This window comes from Thermobaculum terrenum ATCC BAA-798, assembly GCF_000025005.1.
Classification (GTDB): Bacteria; Chloroflexota; Chloroflexia; order Thermobaculales; family Thermobaculaceae; genus Thermobaculum; species Thermobaculum terrenum.
Window position 1 is genome coordinate 823,076 of record NC_013526.1, and the last position, 19,293, is coordinate 842,368.

Annotated in this window: 9 protein-coding genes; 6 read left to right on the forward strand and 3 right to left on the reverse strand. The window is 62.5% G+C overall.

Annotated elements, in window-relative coordinates; genetic code table 11:
• Positions 1 to 59 precede the first annotated feature (59 nt).
• Both TTER_RS13315 and TTER_RS15125 read left to right on the forward strand, forming a co-directional pair.
• Entirely contained in the window at positions 60 to 2,912 is a 2,853-nt protein-coding gene (locus TTER_RS13315) for a helicase-related protein (RefSeq protein WP_012876567.1), read from the forward strand.
• Positions 2,912 to 8,050: a DUF559 domain-containing protein gene (locus tag TTER_RS15125; protein ID WP_012876568.1), complete on the forward strand. Its 5,139-nt coding sequence runs from the start codon at positions 2,912 to 2,914 to the stop codon at positions 8,048 to 8,050. The genes TTER_RS13315 and TTER_RS15125 overlap by 1 nt, the downstream gene beginning before the upstream one ends.
• A gap of 375 nt (positions 8,051 to 8,425) precedes the next feature.
• On the opposite strand, the gene TTER_RS13325 is transcribed toward TTER_RS15125, so the two are convergent.
• On the reverse strand, positions 8,426 to 8,875 hold the full coding sequence (locus tag TTER_RS13325; RefSeq protein ID WP_012876569.1) for a hypothetical protein: 450 nt from the start codon (positions 8,873 to 8,875) through the stop codon (positions 8,426 to 8,428).
• A gap of 615 nt (positions 8,876 to 9,490) precedes the next feature.
• Between TTER_RS13325 and TTER_RS13330 the strand changes: the two genes are divergently transcribed.
• Genes TTER_RS13330 through drmB form a run of 4 tightly spaced genes read left to right on the forward strand, consistent with a single transcriptional unit; the run spans position 9,491 to position 17,524 of the window.
• Entirely contained in the window at positions 9,491 to 10,507 is a 1,017-nt protein-coding gene (locus TTER_RS13330; RefSeq protein WP_041425319.1) for a hypothetical protein, read from the forward strand.
• Entirely contained in the window at positions 10,504 to 12,024 is a 1,521-nt protein-coding gene (locus tag TTER_RS13335) for a hypothetical protein (protein ID WP_012876571.1), read from the forward strand. Before TTER_RS13330 ends, TTER_RS13335 begins: the two co-directional genes overlap by 4 nt.
• Before the next feature lie 17 nt (positions 12,025 to 12,041).
• Complete coding sequence (locus tag TTER_RS13340; RefSeq protein WP_012876572.1) at positions 12,042 to 15,563, forward strand: helicase-related protein; 3,522 nt, start codon at positions 12,042 to 12,044, stop codon at positions 15,561 to 15,563.
• Positions 15,564 to 15,598: 35 nt separating this feature from the next.
• Entirely contained in the window at positions 15,599 to 17,524 is a 1,926-nt protein-coding gene (drmB, locus tag TTER_RS13345; protein ID WP_012876573.1) for a DUF1998 domain-containing protein, read from the forward strand.
• 69 nt (positions 17,525 to 17,593) lie between these two features.
• Here the strand turns inward: drmB and TTER_RS13350 are convergent, their stop codons facing one another.
• Together TTER_RS13350 and TTER_RS13355 are read right to left on the reverse strand one after the other, a co-directional pair.
• Positions 17,594 to 17,902, reverse strand: a complete 309-nt coding sequence (locus TTER_RS13350; protein ID WP_012876574.1) for a hypothetical protein — start codon at positions 17,900 to 17,902, stop codon at positions 17,594 to 17,596.
• A gap of 123 nt (positions 17,903 to 18,025) precedes the next feature.
• Positions 18,026 to 19,282: an ROK family transcriptional regulator gene (locus TTER_RS13355; RefSeq protein WP_012876575.1), complete on the reverse strand. Its 1,257-nt coding sequence runs from the start codon at positions 19,280 to 19,282 to the stop codon at positions 18,026 to 18,028.
• Positions 19,283 to 19,293 lie beyond the last annotated feature (11 nt).

Below are 19,293 nucleotides of genomic sequence, written 5' to 3' on the forward strand. Positions count from 1 at the left end.
AGCTGAGTGTGGTATATTGTGTACCACACTCTACATGATGTACAGGCGGAGGTATTGTTATGTCGAGCTCGGCGTACCCCGTAGGCACCATCGTGCGCGCCAGGGACCGCGACTGGATAGTCCTGCCCAGCGACCACGACGACCTGCTGATGCTCAGGCCGCTGGTGGGCAGCGATGAGGAGTCCATCGGGGTGTTCCTGCCGCTGGAGGGGGATGATGTCAGGCAGTCCAGCTTCCCCGCCCCCAGCCCGGAGCGCCCGGGCAACGTCTTCGCGGCGCTGGCGATCGCCGACGCCGCCCGGATGATCATCCGCTCGGGCGCCGTGCCGTTCCGGTCGCTCGGCAGGTTGTCGTTCGTCCCCAGGCCCTACCAGTTCGTACCGCTGGTGATGGCGCTCCGCCAGCGGGTGGTGCGCCTCCTGATAGCTGACGACGTGGGCGTGGGCAAGACGATCGAGGCCGCGCTCATCGCCCGCGAGCTCCTCGACAGGGGCATCATACGGCGCCTGGCGGTGCTGTGCCCCGCGCACCTCTGCAGCCAGTGGCAGACCGAGCTCGCAGAGAAGTTCTCCATCCACGCCGAGGTCGTGCAGCCCTCGACGATCGGCAGGCTGGAGCGCAACCTGCCGCGCACGGACGTGTCGATCTTCAAGCACTACCCCTTCCTGGTAGCGAGCATCGACTTCCTCAAGGGCGACCGGTACAGGGAGACCTTCGTGCGCGATGCCCCGGAGCTGATCATCGTCGACGAGGCGCACATCGCCACCCGCCCGGGGGAGCGGGGCTCCTCCCAGCAGCAACAGCGCTACAGCCTGCTGTCGGCGCTGGCCAGGCGGGCCGACCGCCACCTGGTGCTGGTGACCGCGACGCCGCACAGCGGCATAGAGGGCAGCTTCAGGTCGCTGCTGGGCCTGCTGGACCCCAGGTTCGACGCCGAGCTCGACCAGCCCCTGCCGTACGACGCGCTCCACCGCCACTTCATTCAGCGCCGTCGGGCGGACCTCAGGCAGTGGCTGGGCACGGAGACCCGCTTCCCGCAGCGGCAGAGCATCGAGAAGACCTACCTGCTCACCGAAAGGTACCTGGGGTTCTTCGACGAGGTGTGGAGCTACTGCCGGGAGCTCCTCTCCGAGCAGCCGGCCCTCGGCAGGTACCAGCAGAGGATGCGCTACTGGGGGGCTCTCTCCCTGCTGCGCTGCATCCTATCCAGCCCCAGGGCGGCGGTCGCCGCGCTGGAGGCACACCGGGAGAACAGGCTCGGGCAGCTCATGAACCAGGCCGAGGACCAGCTCGTGGAGGCGGTGGACCAGTCGTACCGGCCCGCCGTGTTCGAGAGCCTCGAGCAGGAGGAGGCCAGCGACTACCTCACGGTCGCCGGCGGTGACATGGGCACGGCCCAGGACAGCACCCTCCGGCAAAGGGTGAGCCGCTTCATCGACAGGGCCCGGAGGCTCGAGGGTCCCGAAGCCGATGCCAAGCTCGCCTGCCTGGCGGACACCCTGCGCGAGCTCCTGCGCGACGGCTTCCAGCCCATCGTGTTCTGCTACTTCATCCACACCGCCAACTACCTCAAGGAGCACCTGGAGCCCCTGCTCCGGGGGGAGTTCGAGGACCTGCAGGTGGAGGCGGTCACCGGCGAGCTCAGCGAGGACCAGCGCAAGGAGAGGATCGCCCAGCTGGCGCAGGCCCCCCGCAGGGTGCTCGTCGCCACCGACTGCCTCAGCGAGGGCATCAACCTGCAGGACCACTTCGACGCCGTCGTGCACTACGACCTGCCCTGGAACCCCAACCGCCTCGAGCAGCGGGAGGGCAGGGTCGACCGCTTCGGCCAGCAGCGCGACGAGGTGCGCGCGGTGACGATCAGCGGCGAGAACAACCCCGTCGACCTCACCGTCATGAGGGTGCTCGTCCGCAAGGCGCGGAAGATCCGGGAGCAGCTGGGCATCTCGGTGCCCGCCCCCGCCTACTCCGAGCGCCTGCTGGAGTCGCTCATCTCGCAGCTGATGTTCACCAGGCTCAACCGCCGCAGCCCCGGGCAGCTGCCCCTCAGCCTGGAGTCGGACGACGTGCAGAGCTTCCACCAGGCGTGGGACCGCTCCGCCGAGAGCCAGCGTCCCCTGTTCAGCCAGGAGACGATCCAGCCCGACGAGATCCAGCAGCAGCTGGAGGCTGTGGACTCCGTCCTGGGCACTCCCAAGACGCTCGAGCGGTTTCTCCAGACGGTGGCCCCGCGCTTCCGCGGCTACCTCCACCCCAGGGGCAGGGCCGGCGCCTTCGAGCTCGACCCCGGGGAGCTCCGCGACAGGCTGACGCCGCTGGGGTACTCCAAGTGGCCGCTGCGGGTCGTGTTCGACCGCCAGCGGGACAGCACCGCCGAGTACATCGGGCGCACCCACCCCATCATCGAGACCCTCTGCCGCGAGGTGCTGGGCCGCGCCATGCAGGACGACCACGACTTCGCGCGCACCTCCGCCGCCTACACCCGGCTGGTGGAGCGCCGCACCTTCCTGGTGATCCTCAGGGTCCGCTACCTCATGCGGGACGTGGTCGAGCAGTACGCCGAGGAGGTGCTGCCGCTGGCGATCCGGCTGCAGGGGGGGCGCCCCTCGCCCTTATCCCCACACGTGGTGGAGGGCAGGCGGCTGCTCGAGGCCTTCGCCGACCCCGAGAACTTCACCCGCCGGGAGATGCCCCTTGTCGAGCGCCAGGAACACATCGACGAGCTGCTCGAGGGCTTCCGGGCCCACCCGGACTGGTACCGCGAGGTGCTCGAGGGCCGGCGCGAGGAGATCATCCGGTCGAACAGGCGGCTGAACAGCCTGGTGGGTGGCGACACCGAGCTGCAGGTGGAGCCCCAGGAGCCGCCGGACGTCCTTGCGATCTACGCACTGGTACCAGGAGGTGATGCCTGATGGCCTACACCACGATCACGATCGAGGGCGGACTCTTCCCATCCGACCTGCTGGACCGGCTCGTGCCGCAGGCCGGCGCGACGCTCGAGGGCCAGAAGCCGGCCGACTTCGGCTGCCAAGACCTGTCGGCGCTGCTGGCCGACATGCAGGCCGCGTTCAACGACATGCGTACCTACTGGGAGTCCTTCCAGCGCAGGCTCCAGCACGCCTCCGGCACGAGCCACACCAGCGTGACCCGCGAGAGCTGGGTGCTGCCCGTCCTGGAGCTGCTGGGGTTTGCAGAGGTCAGGTACGTGCAGGCCGCCACGGCCGTCGGGCAGGAGACGTACAACATCTCCCACTTCTACGGCGACGTCCCCATCCATATAGTGGGCTGCCACCAGCAGCTGGACCAGCGCCTCGTCGGCCGCGAGCGCCGTAGCCCCCACTCCACCGTGCAGGAGTACCTCAACCGCTCGGACGCCCTCTGGGGCATCGTGACCAACGGCCTCAGGCTCCGCCTGCTGCGCGACTCCGCGCTCGTATCGCACCCCGTGTACCTGGAGTTCGACCTGGAGGCGATGGTCCGTGGAGAGCTGTACAGCGAGTTCGTCCTGCTGTACAGGCTGCTCCACAGCACGCGCTTCCCAAGGCCGGGCTCGCCTCCCAACGAGTGCCTGCTGGAGCGCTACTACCAGCAGGGCATAGAGGAGGGCGGCAGGGTCCGCGAGCGCCTGCGAGAGGGGGTGGAGCGCGCCCTGGGCATCCTGGGGCGTGCGCTCCTGGCACACCCCGAGAGCGTTGCCCTGCGAGAGGCCATGGTCTCCGGAGAGCTCTCCCCCGTGGGCTACTACCGCGAGCTGCTCAGGCTGATCTACCGGCTGCTCTTCCTCTTCGTGGTGGAGGAGAGGAGGCTCCTGCTGCCGCCGGCCGAGGACGAGCGCACCCGGCGCCTCCACGAGGTGTACCTCCAGCACTACAGCGCCTCCCGCCTGCGCGCCCGCAGCGAGGCGCACCACGCCGGCGATACCTACTGCGACCTCTGGCACGGCCTCATGCGGACCTTCGAGCTCCTGCGCGACGACGAGCGGGCGCGCAAGCTGGGCATGTCCGCCCTCAACGGCGAGCTCTTCGGTCCCAACGCCTGTGCCCACATCGAGCGGGCGGTCTGCACCAACCAGGACCTGCTGGATGCCATCGCCAGCCTCACCCTCTTCCAGGACGAGGGCACCTACCGCAGGGTCAACTTCGCTTGGCTGGACGTCGAGGAGCTGGGCTCCGTCTACGAGAGCCTGCTGGACTACCACCCCAGGGTGGAGATCACGCCCGCCGGCACGGACGCGCAGGGCGCCGTGACGCCCCCGGAGCGCAAAGCAGGCGAGTCCTCCCCCGCGAGGATCGAGGCCAGCGCAGGCGTCATCTGTAGCTTCGAGCTGGTGATGGGCTCCGAGCGCAAGCAGACCGGCTCTTACTACACACCGCCCTCTCTAGTGCGCCAGCTCATCAAGACAGCCCTCGAGCCGGTCATAGAGCAGCGACTGAAGGAAGCTGGGCATGACAGGCAGAGGCAGGAAGAGGCGCTGCTCAACTTACGCGTGTGCGACCCTGCCTCGGGCTCGGGACACTTCCTGCTAGCGGCCGCCAGGCGCATCGCCCGGGAGCTCGCGCGCGTCCGTACCGGCGAGGAAGAGCCCTCGCCACAGGCCTACCGCCAGGCCCTGCGCGACGTGATCCGCGAGTGCATCTACGCCGTCGATAAGAACCCCCTGGCGGTGGACCTCTGCAAGGTCGCGCTGTGGATCGAGGGCTACAACACCGGCATGCCCCTCAGCTTCCTGGACAACCACATCAAGTGCGGCGACTCCCTCGTGGGCATCTTCGACATTCAGGCGCTGGTCGAGGGCGTGCCCGACGGAGCCTACGAGGCCGTGGAGGGCGACAGCAAGGCCATCGCCTCCGCCATCAGGAAGCGCAACAAGGAGGAGAGGCTCCAGTCTACCCTGTGGGGGGCGAGCAGCGTGCCGGACATCACCGATATCGCCAGGGATTTTGCGCAGCTGTCGACCCTTGCCGAGAGTACGCCTGAGGAAGTGCGCCGCAAGGAGCAGTGCTACAGCAACCTCCGCAAGCCCAGCACCAGGTGGTGGGACCTGAAAGTGGCGTGCGACCTGTGGACCTACGCCTTCTTCGCGCCCCTGCGCAGCGGCGAGCCCGTGTCCACCACCACAAACGTCTGGGCGGCGCTGGAGAGGTCCGGCAAGGATCCGCAGGTGGAGGGGCAGGCCATCGCGTACTCGCAGGAGCACCCTTTCTTCCACTGGCCGCTCGAGTTCCCAGAGGTGTTCGACCGCGGCGGCTTCGACGTCGTCCTCGGTAACCCCCCGTGGGAGCGCCTCAAGCTCCAGCAGCAGGAGTTCTTCGCCTCCCGCGACCTTCAAATAGCCAAGGCGCGCAACAAGGCCGAGCGCAATAAGCTCATCAAGCAGCTGCCGCAGACCAACCCCGAGCTGGCCAGGGAGTACGATCGGGCATTGCATGCCTCCGAGGCACAGAGCAAATTCGTGCGCCTAAGCGGGCGCTTCCCCCTCTGTGGGCGCGGCGACGTCAACACCTACAGCGTCTTCGCCGAAAACTTCCTGCAACTAATGTCGCCAAAGGGTAGAGCCGGACTGATCGTGCCCACGGGCATCGCCACCGACGACACCAACAAGCACTTCTTCGCGGAGCTCGTGCGCACCGGCCGCCTCGCCAGCCTGTACGACTTCGAGAACAAGGGCATATTCCCTGCCGTAGATGATCGCTACAAGTTCTGCCTGCTCACGCTCGGGGGTGACGGGCAGCGGTCGAGCGCCGCGGAGTTCGCCTTCTTCCTGCACAGCGTCGAGGAGCTGGAGGGCGGGTCGCCCGAGGTCCTGGCCGCAAGGGGCACACCCTCGCAAGGGGCCAGCGGCGCACCGGCGGCCCCGGCGGCCGACAAGCGCTTCATCCTCACGCCCGAGGAGATCTCGCTGATCAACCCCAACACCCGCACCTGCCCTATCTTCCGCTCCCGTCGCGACGCCGAGCTCACACTCGATATCTACAGGCGCGTGCCCGTGCTCGTCAGAGAAGGCCCCCCGGAGGAGAATCCATGGGGAGTTAGCTTCCTGCGCATGTTCGACATGTCCAACGACTCCCACCTCTTCCGCACGCGGGGGGAGCTGGAGGCCGCGGGGTACACCCTCGTGGGCAACGTGTTCGTGAGAAGGGCCTCGCACCCGACCCCTCGCCCTGAGGGTGATGGCAGCGATGGCCCGGCACCCGCCTCCCCATCAGGACACGGGGATCCCGCTCGCCCGACAGCCGCCACGCAACCCATGGGGGAGGAAGGTAAAAACCAAACGTCCCCCGAGCCCAGAAGCGGACATGAGCCCCACAACCATAGCTCGCACGGCTACATCTCCGCCCGCAACGGGGGATTTGAGGGTCAAATCGCACCTCCGTCCCTCGGGAGAAGAGGCGATCGGTCCTCCCACAGCTCTTCTCATCCGATGTGGCTGGGGAGAGAGGGTGTGCCCACGCCTCGCGCCCGCGAATTCCGCCGAGCTTCTACCCGCAGCAAGGAGCTCCTTTGGCATGTGCTGCGCGGCCTGCAGGTAGACGGCTACAGGTTCCGTCGCCAGCACCCCTTTGGACCGTTTATCCTGGAGTTCTACTGCCCCGAGGCCAGGCTAGCTATCGAGGTCGATGGGCCAATACCTGGGGAGCGACGTGAGGTGGCACTGGAGCGCCAACGCTGGCTGGAGCGCCACGGGCTGCAGGTGATTCGGGTCTCCCCCGAAGAGGTCGAGCACTCCCTGCCCACGGTGGTCAGGAAGATAAGGGCAAAGCTGTCTCAACGCCTCTCACAGGCCGCACCTCTGCCTGGCCGAAGTGAGGACGGTCACACCCCCAGCCGACCAATAGCGGCCAACACAGCCGCGAGGAGTGCAGGCCCGGACACCGAGGATATCGGGAACGCATCGACCAACAACAGGCCAACCCAGCATGTCGGAAGCAACAGCGGCACCGAACCAGGCAGTACGGCCACGATGAGCGCCGCCGGTAACGAGCCCGCCCTATCCGCCCAGGCAAGCACCACCGGGACCACACAGGCTGACAACAGCCCACACGCCCCCCTCACCTCGGAGGAGGGCGGGCAAGAAGAGGAGGCAACACCCGCCCGCCCTGCCGAGAACTGGGAGAGCGACGATGTCTACCTGCCGCTCTACGAGGGCAAGATGTTACAACAGTTCAACCACCGCTGGGCCACCTACCAGCCCATGCCCGCTAGTGCTCACTCTAAGCGTATGGCCAAGACTAAAAAGGATGGCGCCGAACGAAACTCTACACCTGATGAGCTGGCTGACCCCAACTTCGTCGTCATACCTCAATACTGGGTCGCCGCCTCCGAGGTATCCAAGCGGCTCTCCGGCCGCTGGCCTTACCGCTGGCTGGTAGCATTTCGAGATATCACTAACTCTACTAACGAGCGCACCGCCATCTTCAGCTTCATCCCCCGGGTCGCAGTGGGGAACACAGCTCCCTTAGTTATGACTTCAAAAACTGAAAACACCACCAAACTAACCTCTTACCTTGCTAACACGAACAGCTTCCTGTTTGATTACGTTGCTCGACAGAAAGTTGGCGGTACACATTTGACTTTTACTTTGCTAAATCAATTCCCCGTGCTGCCGCCCTCTACCTATGAGAGGCAGGCGCCGTGGGACGGGGGGGTCACGCTGGCCGAGTGGATCACCCCCAGGGTGATGGAGCTGGTGTACACGGCGTGGGACCTGCGACCGTTCGCCCAGGACATGGGGTACGACTGCCCACCCTTCCGGTGGGACAAGGAGCGGCGCTTCATCCTGCGGTGCGAGCTCGACGCCGCCTACTTCCACCTCTACGGCATCCGGCGCGAGGACGTCGACTACATTATGGAGACCTTCCCGATCGTCAGGCGCAGGGACATGGAGCAGCACGGCGAGTACCGCACGAAGCGCGTCATCCTGGAGATCTATGACGAGATGGAGCGCTGCATGCAGACGGACGCACCCTACACCACCCGCCTCCATCCGCCACCCGCCGACCCCTCCCTCACCCACCCCTGGGATCGGCGCGCAGTCCGGGAAGGCGCTTGAGAACAGCACCACAGGTGTGCTAGTCTGCCATGGGGGCGGCCACCTTCACGCCCAGTCCCGAAAAAAGAGATCCACCGAAGGTGGCCGCCCCCTTTTGGGCACAGAGAAGCCCGGCTCAGGGATGTTTGAAATCTGTTGCGGGGAGGATAGACGCCGGGCTCTCCGTCGGGTGCGGGGATGCCACCCTTCATAGCGTTAACTACGTCCCCTCCAGGAGGGTTACGAGCGCAACGTAGAAGTGGTGCCCCTTTCCCTCAACACGACTTATATTAGCATAGTATTGCAGTATATGGCATTAGAAATAATGTGCAATTAGCAGATGAGTATCGACTTGGCCCCGGCGCTTGGGGAAGCCCTAGAGCACCGGGGCCACAGCTACGGCAGGAAAGGCTCGACGCACACCGCCTGCACGAAGTCCTTGCCGGTAGAGGTCTTGCTGTCCACCTTCTTGCCGTCCACCCACAGCTCGCAGGACACCGTCGCTCTGCCGTTCGCCATGGAGGTGACGCTCAGGCTGAGCATATTATCGGTATCGTTGGCGTCGATGGTGATCTCCTTCGTCCAGGAGTCGGTGAAGTCCTCCTCGGAATCGCCACCTGTGGGGTTGGTGTAGAGCACGCTCGCGGGCTTGTTGGACTTCGCCACGTACTTGACCGTGTGCTTGTCCGAAGGGACGTCCACCAAGGGGTTACTGTCTCCGTTGGTGTTGGTCTCCTTGGTGCCGTCGTTGCCCCCTGTGCCACCGGTCGCCAGGGCAGATATCCCCACGACCACCATACACAGCAGCACTAGGAGTATGGCCAGAGCTGATACGATCTTCTTCATGATTGCACTCCTTCCAAACGCTCGATGTGACCCATCCGGGATACAAGGGCCGGGGATAGGGGCCGCGACGGTACCCGATGGCCGGCCAGGGGATCGAGCCCGCCGCGGACCCCTCACCCAGTCCCAGTAACAACTATAGGGATGGACGTTGTCAGCTACCGTGTCACAACACGTCAAAATTCGTGGAAAATCTCTCATCTAGCCCCTTGAGCGATCGCGGGGCGCTCCGTATCTGCCCTGGCTTACGTGTAGCAGGTGGGAGCAGGCGGTCGGGAGCTGGGGTCTCGAGGGCGCGGGCAGATCACCTCTCCAGGGCAGTTGGCCACCAGGCTTCGCGGATGGGCGGGTCAGCCGCGAGGCCTGGACCCTGCCCCTACCGCATTCGGCAATCAGGGCACCTTAGACCACATCCGGCCTGCACTCACCACCCCTCGCCCGTCCGCGGAGGAGATTTTACCGAACCCTTGTCAGGAAGTGACAGGATAGCTGTCATAGTGTCAACCTATTATGGTATATAGAGGTCCCGACTACATCTGGGAGCAAAATGCAAGGGCAGGTATTTGCATGCTTTATAAATCGTGCTACAATCCAGCTCAATGGTCACGGGGTGCAGCCATGAGGATTGCAGGAGGGGGAAGGAAAGCAGCTCAGAGTGAAATCGTTATCAAGGGTGCTGATCCCGGTTCCTGGCAGCTGTTGGAAGACGGTGTATGTGTGCACATGCCGGAATGGGCACAGTTCTTCCTGGAGCTGGGGCAAGAGATCGCTTGTTACGAAGTCCGGGACCGCGTACCGGTAGTCGCGGTCTCTCTGCCTGCCAGAAGCTACGCGGCGATGTTTGCGGCCGTTGGGGTGGTGCGTTCGCGCGCCAGGATCAACACCATCGCCGACAACGAAGAGTACTTCGAGCAGCTGTGGGCCCTGGCCGGCAAAGGCGACCGGATACCTGTGGAGTACAGGGAGGCCGGGAAGCGCATCCAGGGCTACCTGACCGGGCGTAGCCAGGACGGAGAGGTGCGCCGGCTGCACATCGACCTCGGCAAGGAAGGCGTGCGCAAGATCACCCCCCAGATAGCCTCCAGGATCGTCCTCAAGGAGAAGATAGGCAAGCAGGGTCGGGGCAAAGCTAACCGTAACCCAGCTCTGAGCGCAGTACTCGATCTGCCGGACCTGACAGACTTCCTTGGGCGCGCTCGCCTGGACTGCATCATCGTTGCTCAGAAGAACGAGATCCGGCCAGAATCCGGACTCCGCATACGCCCCTACCAGTCAGCGAATATTGAGGTAGAGGTCAACGACATCCTGAGGGTAAAGGAGTGGTTAGTAGACTGGGGTGCCTATCGCACGCACATAGTCTCTGAGAGGTTGAGGGATAACGGCAGGGTTCCTCAGGAGAGCTTGCGACACGCTCCAGTCGTGATCTTTGACGGTGCCAAGGGGTTCATCCAGCGCAGGGGAGAGTTTACCGGGCTACCATGGCTGATCCTCCTGGATCGCACAGAACGAGGGTACAGAGACGCCGCCCAAGAGGTAGATGCCCTGGACAGCACCCGCGTGGGCGACGCGGAGAAGCTAAGGATACCACACATACCTCAGGGCGTGGAGCTAGTCGCTTTCGAGGTGCGAAGATGATAGCAAGGCTTACAGATGTTAACCGCGTCTACGAGCTGGCGGGACAAGCCAGGATACATCGCTACCGGATCGCCTACCAGCCGCTACGGGACTACGCACGCAGCTTGAGGCGGTTGATGCGCGCTGTGGGTGACCAGTATGACAGCTTGGCATGGAGGGAATTCGTGCGCCGGGCAAGAGGCTACTACCACAGGTGCCTCGCCTTACCCCTGCCGTTCCACCACGAGGCCCTGGGTGGGCGTGCGACGCTTGCAGCCTTGCAAGAGGCATTCGAGTCCCCCGAGATCCGCTACTCTACTCCCGCTGATATGGCGCTGGAGGTGATACAACATCTGGAAGATCTGGTAGCCCGCAGGGATAACCCCCTGCTGGAGAAGATCCTGGAGATAGCCGAGCGGGAACAGGGGGATATCGCCCTGGTTACAAGCGAGACAAAGATGCAGGACTCTATCGCTGAGGAGCTGCGCAGATATCAACAAACATCCGAGATAAGGGTCGTATCCCCGGAGAGGCTTCGAGATCCCACAGCCTTCGATGTCCTGTGCGTGCTGGGCACGGCATCCTGGTATGAGCTGAGGGAGCAGGATTATATATTCACGGCTCCGAGAGCCAGGGAGATCCATCTACTGCGCTACACCTTCCAAAGAGATAGTTGGGAGGAAGACCGATCGTTCACGCGGCTCAGCAGAGGCAGCAGGGAGAAGCCTCAACTGCTGCCGGATGAGCCCCAGGAGGAGTACGTGGAGATCGAGCCTGAGCTCCCCAGCAGAAGCGTCGTGGAAATAGCACGAAGGTCGGGCACCGACGAGCGATACGAACAAGAGGTGCCCGCGTTCGCAGTATACCTTGAAGGGGAGCGGGCAACTCTTCTGGAGGACGACGACAACGCCAGGGTGTTCATCATCGATCCCAGGGAAGAAGGGGATGAACGCGTCCAAAGGATTCCATCCACGAGCGTAGAGCCAGGAACTTTTCTCTTGCTACGCATCGACTCTAAAGAGAGGGATTATATCTTGCCCGTCGCCAATGAGCTGCTCGGCTCGGACGCCGAGGTGCTGCGGCAGGCACAGCGCAGGTGGAAGGAGAAGCTGCGCGAACGGATCAAAGTGTACGGGCACACTTGGGTCGCCGAAAGAATTAAGGAGTCGGGATGCGAGATATCCACCCCCACGAACGTCCGCAACTGGGCTTCCGAACGTTTCATACGTCACAACGACAAGCAGCACTTTGTAAGCGTGATGCGATACCTGGGGTTCGGGCCTGAGGCCGATGAGCTGTGGGAGATGATGACCAGGATCAGGCACGCTCACCAGGAGGCCGGGCACAAGCTGCGCAAGATGCTGCTTCAGCATGTGGCATCGATGGACCTGTCCGCCCTGCTGGACAAGGGCTACATGGAGTTCAATCTGCCGGAGTACCAGGACTTCCGGATGGGCGCCTTCCGGGTGATAGAGGTAGACCGGAGATCCGAGGAGGTGCCTGAAGCACAGATCGGCAGGTTGATAGATCTCGAGTAAACTAGCTGGAGGGAGCGATGGAGCCATATCAACTGTATGATCCCACACGCAACCGGCAGATGACCGGCAGGGAAGCCAGGGACAAGCTGTACGACTTCCTGCGCAGAGGGCTAATGGGACCTGCCCCCTATGGTGCTCCTCTGGACATCAACCAGCCGATCTCCTTTCAGTCCTGGGAGGAAGCCGCTGGGCCCTGGGTACAGCAGGGCACCGGCGAGGAGATCCTGTGGCGCGACCCGCCACTGGTACGCTACAGCGTGGGAGTGCTCTTCCCAAGGGACATGCCCAGGGATGAAGTAGAGCAGGAGCTGGAGGAAGCTGCGGAGGAGTGGGCTACTTCGGAGGCAACTCCTCCACAGAGCCGGAACCATGACAGCAGTAGCAGGGGAGATATGGACCAGGTGTCGAGCGACCCCCTCGAAGAGGATGAAGAAGGCGATATATCTCTCTCGAGATACAGACAACCCTCGAGCATGGGCATCAGCTTACTGGCGAGGCTCCGCCGCGGCTCCCGCCTGGTGGTCACTGTTACCGGGGGGCAGTACTCCTTCCTGGAAGCCCAAGTGATGGGCCAACAACGTGCCATGTACCTCAGGCGACCGGTCACGCTGTTGGCCGAGGCCGGACCTGAGGACATAGCTCAAAGGGGTATCCACAAATTGGTACCAGCCGCAAGCGAGACCCATGGCCTCGAGCTCGAGGTGCTCGTTACCTCGCGCCCTATGCGGGACGACCAGTACCTGCTGACCGTGTCGCTAGTCAATAACACTCCTTACGATCACCCCGGCAGCGATGAATACAGGCGCTACAAGTCCGAGAGGTGCCTCTTCCAGTCAAGCTTAGAGGTCGAGGTGCGGGGAGATGGTGATTCGGGCATACTGCCCTACCCCTCCAGAGAGCTGCAATCGATGGTCGACGATGAGGAGGAGTCCATTAGGCTACTGTACCGCAAGCACCAAATCTTCGGTGTGGGGCACGGCTGCGCTGCCGACTGGGAGCTGGACCCCTCAGGCGAGCGAGCGCGCAAGGTCATGGCCGAGTGCATGCCCAAGGTGGAGGTGCCGAGCGTCACCCCCGACATCCGGCTGGAAGACGGCTCGCTGCTGGAGATACCTATGGCGCCGCTGGCGGGACTGGTACCAGGCGACGACGGGCTGCGCTCGCTGGAGAGGATGCTCGACCTCTACGCCAGATGGATCGCAGATCGCAAGCGGGAGATCGAGACGCTGGAGGACACATACCAGGAGGCAGCCTACAGGCACATGGAGGAATGCGAGCGCTGCCTGGCTCGCATGCGAGAAGGTCTACGCTACCTGCAGGAGAACACCATGGCCAGAAGGGCCTTCCAGCTCGCCAACCGCGCCATGCTCCTCCAGCAGATAACGTCCCGCAGGCCGACTCGCGCGGCCACCATCACCGAGGATAACCGCCTGCAATTCAGGGGTGAGTACGTCCCCCCGGATCCCGCATCGCCAGGAAGGGGTATAGGGAGGTGGCGCCCCTTCCAGGCAGCTTTTATCCTGATGAATCTGCGCTCCATCGCCGAGGGGAACCACCCCGATCGCGAGACGGTGGAGCTGATATGGTTCCCCACTGGCGGAGGCAAGACCGAAGCTTACCTCGGGCTGACGGCGTTCTCGCTCTTCCTACGCCGGCTCAGGGACCCAGAGGATTGTGGGGTGCACGTGATCATGCGCTATACCCTGAGGCTGCTCACCACTCAGCAGTTCCAGCGTGCTTCGAGCCTCATCCTCGCCATGGAGAAGATCCGCAGGGAGAACCCCGCAGAGCTGGGGCAAGAACCCTTCTCCATAGGTATCTGGCTTGGCCAAAGCACAACCCCCAACACCCGTAAGGACGCCGTTAGTAGCTTAGGTCAACTGCAAAGATCTGACAAAAGCACCGAGAATCCCTTCCTCCTGCAGAAATGCCCCTGGTGCGGCGCACAAATGGGGCCCATAGATCGAGGTAACTCCAGCAGGAGGAGAGGGAATAACACCAGGCGAGTGCTGGGTTACGAGAGGATAGGCAATACCGTAGCCTTCTGCTGTCCAGATAAGAGCTGCGAGTTCTCGGACAGGCTGCCAATCTACGTCATCGATGAGGACATCTACGAGTTTCGCCCATCGCTCGTGATAGGCACAGTAGATAAGTTCGCCATGCTGGCTTGGCGCCCAGAAGCCAGGACCCTATTTGGGTTGGACGATCAAGGCCAGAGGATTCTATCTCCACCAGGGCTTATCATCCAGGACGAGCTCCACCTCATATCCGGTCCCCTCGGGTCCATGGTGGGACTCTTCGAGGCCGTGATAGAAGACCTCTGCACCGACAGGCGCGGCGCCCAACCCATCAAGCCCAAGATCATAAGCTCCACAGCGACGGTACGCCGCCACAAGGAGCAGATCAAAGCGCTGTACAACCGCGATCGGGTGACCCTGTTTCCGTCACCCGGGCTGGAGGTGAACGAGTCATTCTTCAGCAGCATAGATAGAATGGATGATGGCAGCCTGGCCCCCGGCAGGATGTACGTGGGAGTGTTCTCCCCAGGCACCAGGTCCCTGGTCACCACCAGCGTGCGAACCTTTGGCTCGCTGCTGCAGGCAAGTTACGAACTGCCTGAAGACAAGCGAGATCCCTGGTGGACCCTGATGATCTTCTACAACAGCCTAAGGGAGCTGGGAACCGGTCTGTCCCTGTTCGACTACAGGATCGGAGAGTACATGAGGGCGATGAACAGGCGCCGCGGCCGGGAAAACAGCACACGGTTCATCTACCGCAACAGAGTCATCGAGCTCACCAGCCGCATCCGTAACGACCAGGTCCCTCAAGCGCTCGAGGAGCTGGCCAGAAGATACAGTCCTGCGGACGAGAGGAGCGATGGGGTCCGTGCCCTGGATGCCTGCCTGGCCTCCAACATAATCGAGGTGGGGATCGACGTAGAGCGGCTGTCGCTCATGGCAGTGGTCTGCCAACCCAAGGCCACGGCCCAGTACATTCAGGTGACCGGACGTGTGGGGCGCCGCTGGCGAGACCAACCAGGCCTGGTCGTGATCTTATATAATCAGGCACGTCCGAGGGATCGCTCGCACTTCGAGCACTTCCGTGCCTACCACGAGCGCCTGTACGCCCAGATAGAGCCGATGACGCTCACGCCGTTCTCCCAGCCGGCGATGGAGCGGTCGCTTCACGCCGCACTCGTGGCCTATGTGCGGCAGTACAGCAGGATCGACCAGCCTCCTTCGCCTGTGCCTGAGGACCTCATAGCCAGCTTCCGGTCACTTGTGCGGGAGCGGGTTAGGTCGGTGGACCCAGATGAGCTGCCTGCCCTGGAGAAGATCCTGGAGATGCGCCTCAGGCAGTGGCGGGCCTGGGAACCCGAGCACTGGGAGGTAAAGAAGGACGATCTGGGACTCATGTACCGTGCCGGAGAGTACATCGATCCCGAGATAGCCAGCATCTCCTGGGAGGTACAGCAGTCGATGCGCAGCGTTGATGCTGAGTGTAGATTAAAGATCACATACAGCTACATCAAAGACTAAGAGCTCAGTGGATCGAACATCTTGGAGGTCAACCAGTGAACGAGGCACCCATACGAAGAAGACAACTCATCACGACTTCTGGCGTGGGCGGTATGATCACAGCCCCGGACGGTACATCCCTGCTGATCGCCGGCCTGGACCACTGGTACGAGAGCCGAGACGGCGAGCTCAAAGAGGATGAGTTCGTGGTCCGGGAGTGGAGGCTGGAGCGCTTGTTAGGGGTCAGCCACTTCCGTCTGCCCCCCGATTTTCGCAAGGGAGGGGGTGACAACCTATACATCAGCATACCGGCGCTGCGCTTCCCAAGGTGGCATAGATGCATCCTATGCAATAAGCTGGTCAAGCGCAAACTAACCGACTCCTCACGGGACAGGGATCACAAATGTCCAAAGAACAATTACGGTCCATGCCGGCTTTACCAGGTGCCAATGGTCGCCGTGTGCCCCAAAGGACATATGGAGGACTTCCCTTTCGTGGAGTGGGTGCACAGGACTTTGCATCCCACCTGCCAAGGGCCGCTTAAGATGTACGCCACTGGCACGGGGTTCTCTCTAGGTTCCATAGAGATCAGTTGCGAGGGGTGCGGCAAGAAACGCACCCTCTATGGGCTGGTGGGATCAGACGTCACCCGTCGTAGTATAAGCATCTTGGGCAGTAAGCAGGATATACAGGACACAAGCGACATGGACGTGGAACCTGGTAAAGGCTACACGTGCCGGGGTCACAAGCCATGGCTGGGGGATGGAGTCCCTACCAGTGGGTGTGGCGAAGACATGTCCCTTTCCATGCGCACCTCCACCAACGTCTACTTTCCTAACACCATCGCCTCGCTCTTCATCCCCAAGGACACGGATACAGACCATCTACGCCGGCTGCTGGAATCCCCCTCTTATATAAGGACCATAGAGACCCTGCTGCGTGCGAATCTGAGACCCAGCGCGCAGCTGCTGAGAAGGCATCACCGACCTGATCCCCTCGAACCATACACGGACGAGGATATAGACGCAGTCCTTGAGCAGATCATTCAGGAGATGAACACTGGGCAGCCGGACACCAAGCCCGAGCCCAGTGGAGAGGCAAGCCTGCTGCAGTCTGAGTACCAGGTCCTCAGCAGCGCCAAGAGCAGGAAAAACCCATCAGCAAAGGCTCAGGAGCTCATCACCGAAAAGATGGATCTGGACGCCTACGATGCGAAGGTAGCCGAGTACCTCGAGAGCGTGGTGTTGGTCAAGAAGCTCAGGGTCACCCGAGTGTTCGTAGGCTTCAGCCGCTACGAGTCCTTGGAGATCGAATTCGACCCCAGCATGCTCTGGCGCAACCCCCCTGATCCAGAGAATAGGTGGCTGCCGGCCGACGTCAGCTACGGTGAGGGCATATTCCTCGCGCTCAACAGCGGCAGGTTGCAACAGTGGGAGTCGGCAGAGACTGTCGGTCAGAGGGTAGAGCGGATCAAGGCTAACCTCCGCAGATTCCGAGGCATGTCCTTCCTCAAACGACACGCCCATCCCAGGCACGTGCTCCTGCACACCCTGGCCCATCTGCTCATGCGCCGCCTGGCATTCGAATCCGGCTACAGCCTCACATCCCTGCACGAGAGGATATACAGCGAGGGTGACATGGCTGGCATACTCATATATACCTCTGAGGGGGATGTCAAGGGAACGTTGGGAGGATTGGTGCGCATGGGACTTCCCCAGAAGCTCGAGGGAATATTCCTGCGCGCGCTGGAGGAGGCCACATGGTGCTCCTCAGATCCTGTATGCATGGAGTCGGTAGGTGGCGACGTCTTGGGGCTGCCTAGCTTCAACCTGGCGGCCTGCCACGCATGCGCCCTCCTGCCGGAGACCTCTTGCCAGGAGATGAACCACCTGCTGGATCGCGCCCTTGTGGTGGGCACGCCCGAGGATCAAGATATAGGCTTCTTCAAGGATTTGGTAAAAACCGCTATCGGCATAACCTAGAGGATGGTGCAGCCCGATAGATGGGGCTGCACCATCGCACTTCACCGGCGACATCCCAGGGGGAATAGCCTACATGAGAGGCCTGCCCCAGTAAGGCGGGACCACGCCCAGGTCACACAGCACATCGCGCAAGTACCACCAAAACTCGTCCGTGTCCACAAAATCAAAGCCCTGGGTCTCTATGGCTACCTGCTGGAGCACGCTGTAGTTACGATCGACGTTCACCTTAACGCGGATGTTGTAGTCCTTCAGGTAATCTATCACCATGTGCTGGAGCAGCAGGAGCTGGAAGTCATCGGTTATGCCTCCGATCAAGGTAAGCGTCAACACGCCCTGAGGCTCGTGCATGATCACTAGATCGTCCTCGCGCCCCCACATAACACACCTCCCTATAAAGCCCTGGGTGGAGTAACCCCTACCCTAATTTCTATTGTCCACCACCCCCGTGACAGCTATTATGTCAATGGGGCAATAGAGGCGCGAAGGCTCACCTCGTGGAAGCTAGGGAATAGAAGTACGGCGGCGTCCCTGAGCTACCTTGGGAATAGCTTCCACAGGCTGGCTGAGGACCCTGTCGTACACGGTAGCGATGCCTCCGAGGACGCAAGACTCCCTGCCCAGCGCTGCCAGCTCCAAGCGCAGGGGCTGCACCAGCCACCTGAGCCCGCGATGCTCCAAGGTCTCCCGTATGGTCGGGAGCATGAGATCTCCCCCCATGCTCAGCATCCCACCCAGCACTACGATCTCAGGATTGAGCACGTTCACCAGGTTGGCTATACCAAGCCCCACGTCCCGAGCGACCTCGTTGAGCACCCCCCGCGCCAGGCGATCGCCTGCGCGGGCGGCCTCGAGCACCGTAGGCACCGTGAGGTGATCATCCCGAGCCCAACTCGGGGTCTCGCCTGCACGCCGCAGCGCCTCAAGCATCCGGCGCACGAGAGCACTCTCGCTAGCCAGGGTCTCCCAGCAACCCCTGTTACCGCACCCACATATGGGACCGTCTTCGACCATCGTCATATGGCCGACCTCGCCCGAGAAGCCCATCGCACCGCGCATGATCTGGCCGCCAAGCACGATCCCCCCGCCCACCCCTACTCCAGCGCTTATGTAGAGCACGCAGTTGTAGCCGCGAGCGACCCCGAAGTAGCTCTCACCCAGTGCCGCCATGTTCGCCTCGTTCTCCACGTACACGGTGAACGGGAAGCGCTCCTCGAACATCGATCGAACAGGTACGTCCCGCCATCCCAAGTTGGGCGCAAATAACAGGTGGCCTCTGGGCACATCCACCAGCCCGGGCACACCCACGCCCAGCCCGAGCACCTGCCCGTATTCCTTGTCGGTAAGCTCTACACCCTCTTGTATGAGGTCCGCAGCTAGCCCGAGCACCTCCTCCGGCGACTTGCCATCTGTGAGCTCAACCCAGCGCTTCCATATGATTTGTGAGCTGAAGTCAGCAATGGCCAAAGCTATGAAATCCACCCCCACTTCCATCCCAATGATCCGTCCAGCATGCGGATCCAGCTCCAGCAGCCTGCCCGGCCGTCCCACATCATCCGTGGCCTCTATGCCCACCTCCCACACAAGTCCTGCGCGGGTGAGCTCGTTGATGAGGCTGGATACGGTGGCCCTGTTGAGGCCGGTAATGGCCGCCAAGGATGCCCTGGAGAGGGGTGAATGCTCCCGTAGGACGTTGAGGACTATCGAGAGGTTCAGCTCCCTCACCAGGGCCTGATCACCCGTATGCTTACCCGTAGGCAATATCCTCCACC

Bases quoted from the DNA above. Each gene is read 5' to 3' on its own strand.
- TTER_RS13315 (WP_012876567.1), top strand. From the start codon at position 60: ATGTCGAGCTCGGCGTACCCCGTAGGCACCATCGTGCGCGCCAGGGAC.
- TTER_RS13335 (WP_012876571.1), top strand. From the start codon at position 10,504: ATGATAGCAAGGCTTACAGATGTTAACCGCGTCTACGAGCTGGCGGGA.
- TTER_RS13350 (WP_012876574.1), bottom strand. From the start codon at position 17,902: ATGTGGGGGCGCGAGGACGATCTAGTGATCATGCACGAGCCTCAGGGC.
- TTER_RS13340 (WP_012876572.1), top strand. From the start codon at position 12,042: ATGGAGCCATATCAACTGTATGATCCCACACGCAACCGGCAGATGACC.
- TTER_RS13330 (WP_041425319.1), top strand. From the start codon at position 9,491: ATGAGGATTGCAGGAGGGGGAAGGAAAGCAGCTCAGAGTGAAATCGTT.
- TTER_RS15125 (WP_012876568.1), top strand. From the start codon at position 2,912: ATGGCCTACACCACGATCACGATCGAGGGCGGACTCTTCCCATCCGAC.
- TTER_RS13325 (WP_012876569.1), bottom strand. From the start codon at position 8,875: ATGAAGAAGATCGTATCAGCTCTGGCCATACTCCTAGTGCTGCTGTGT.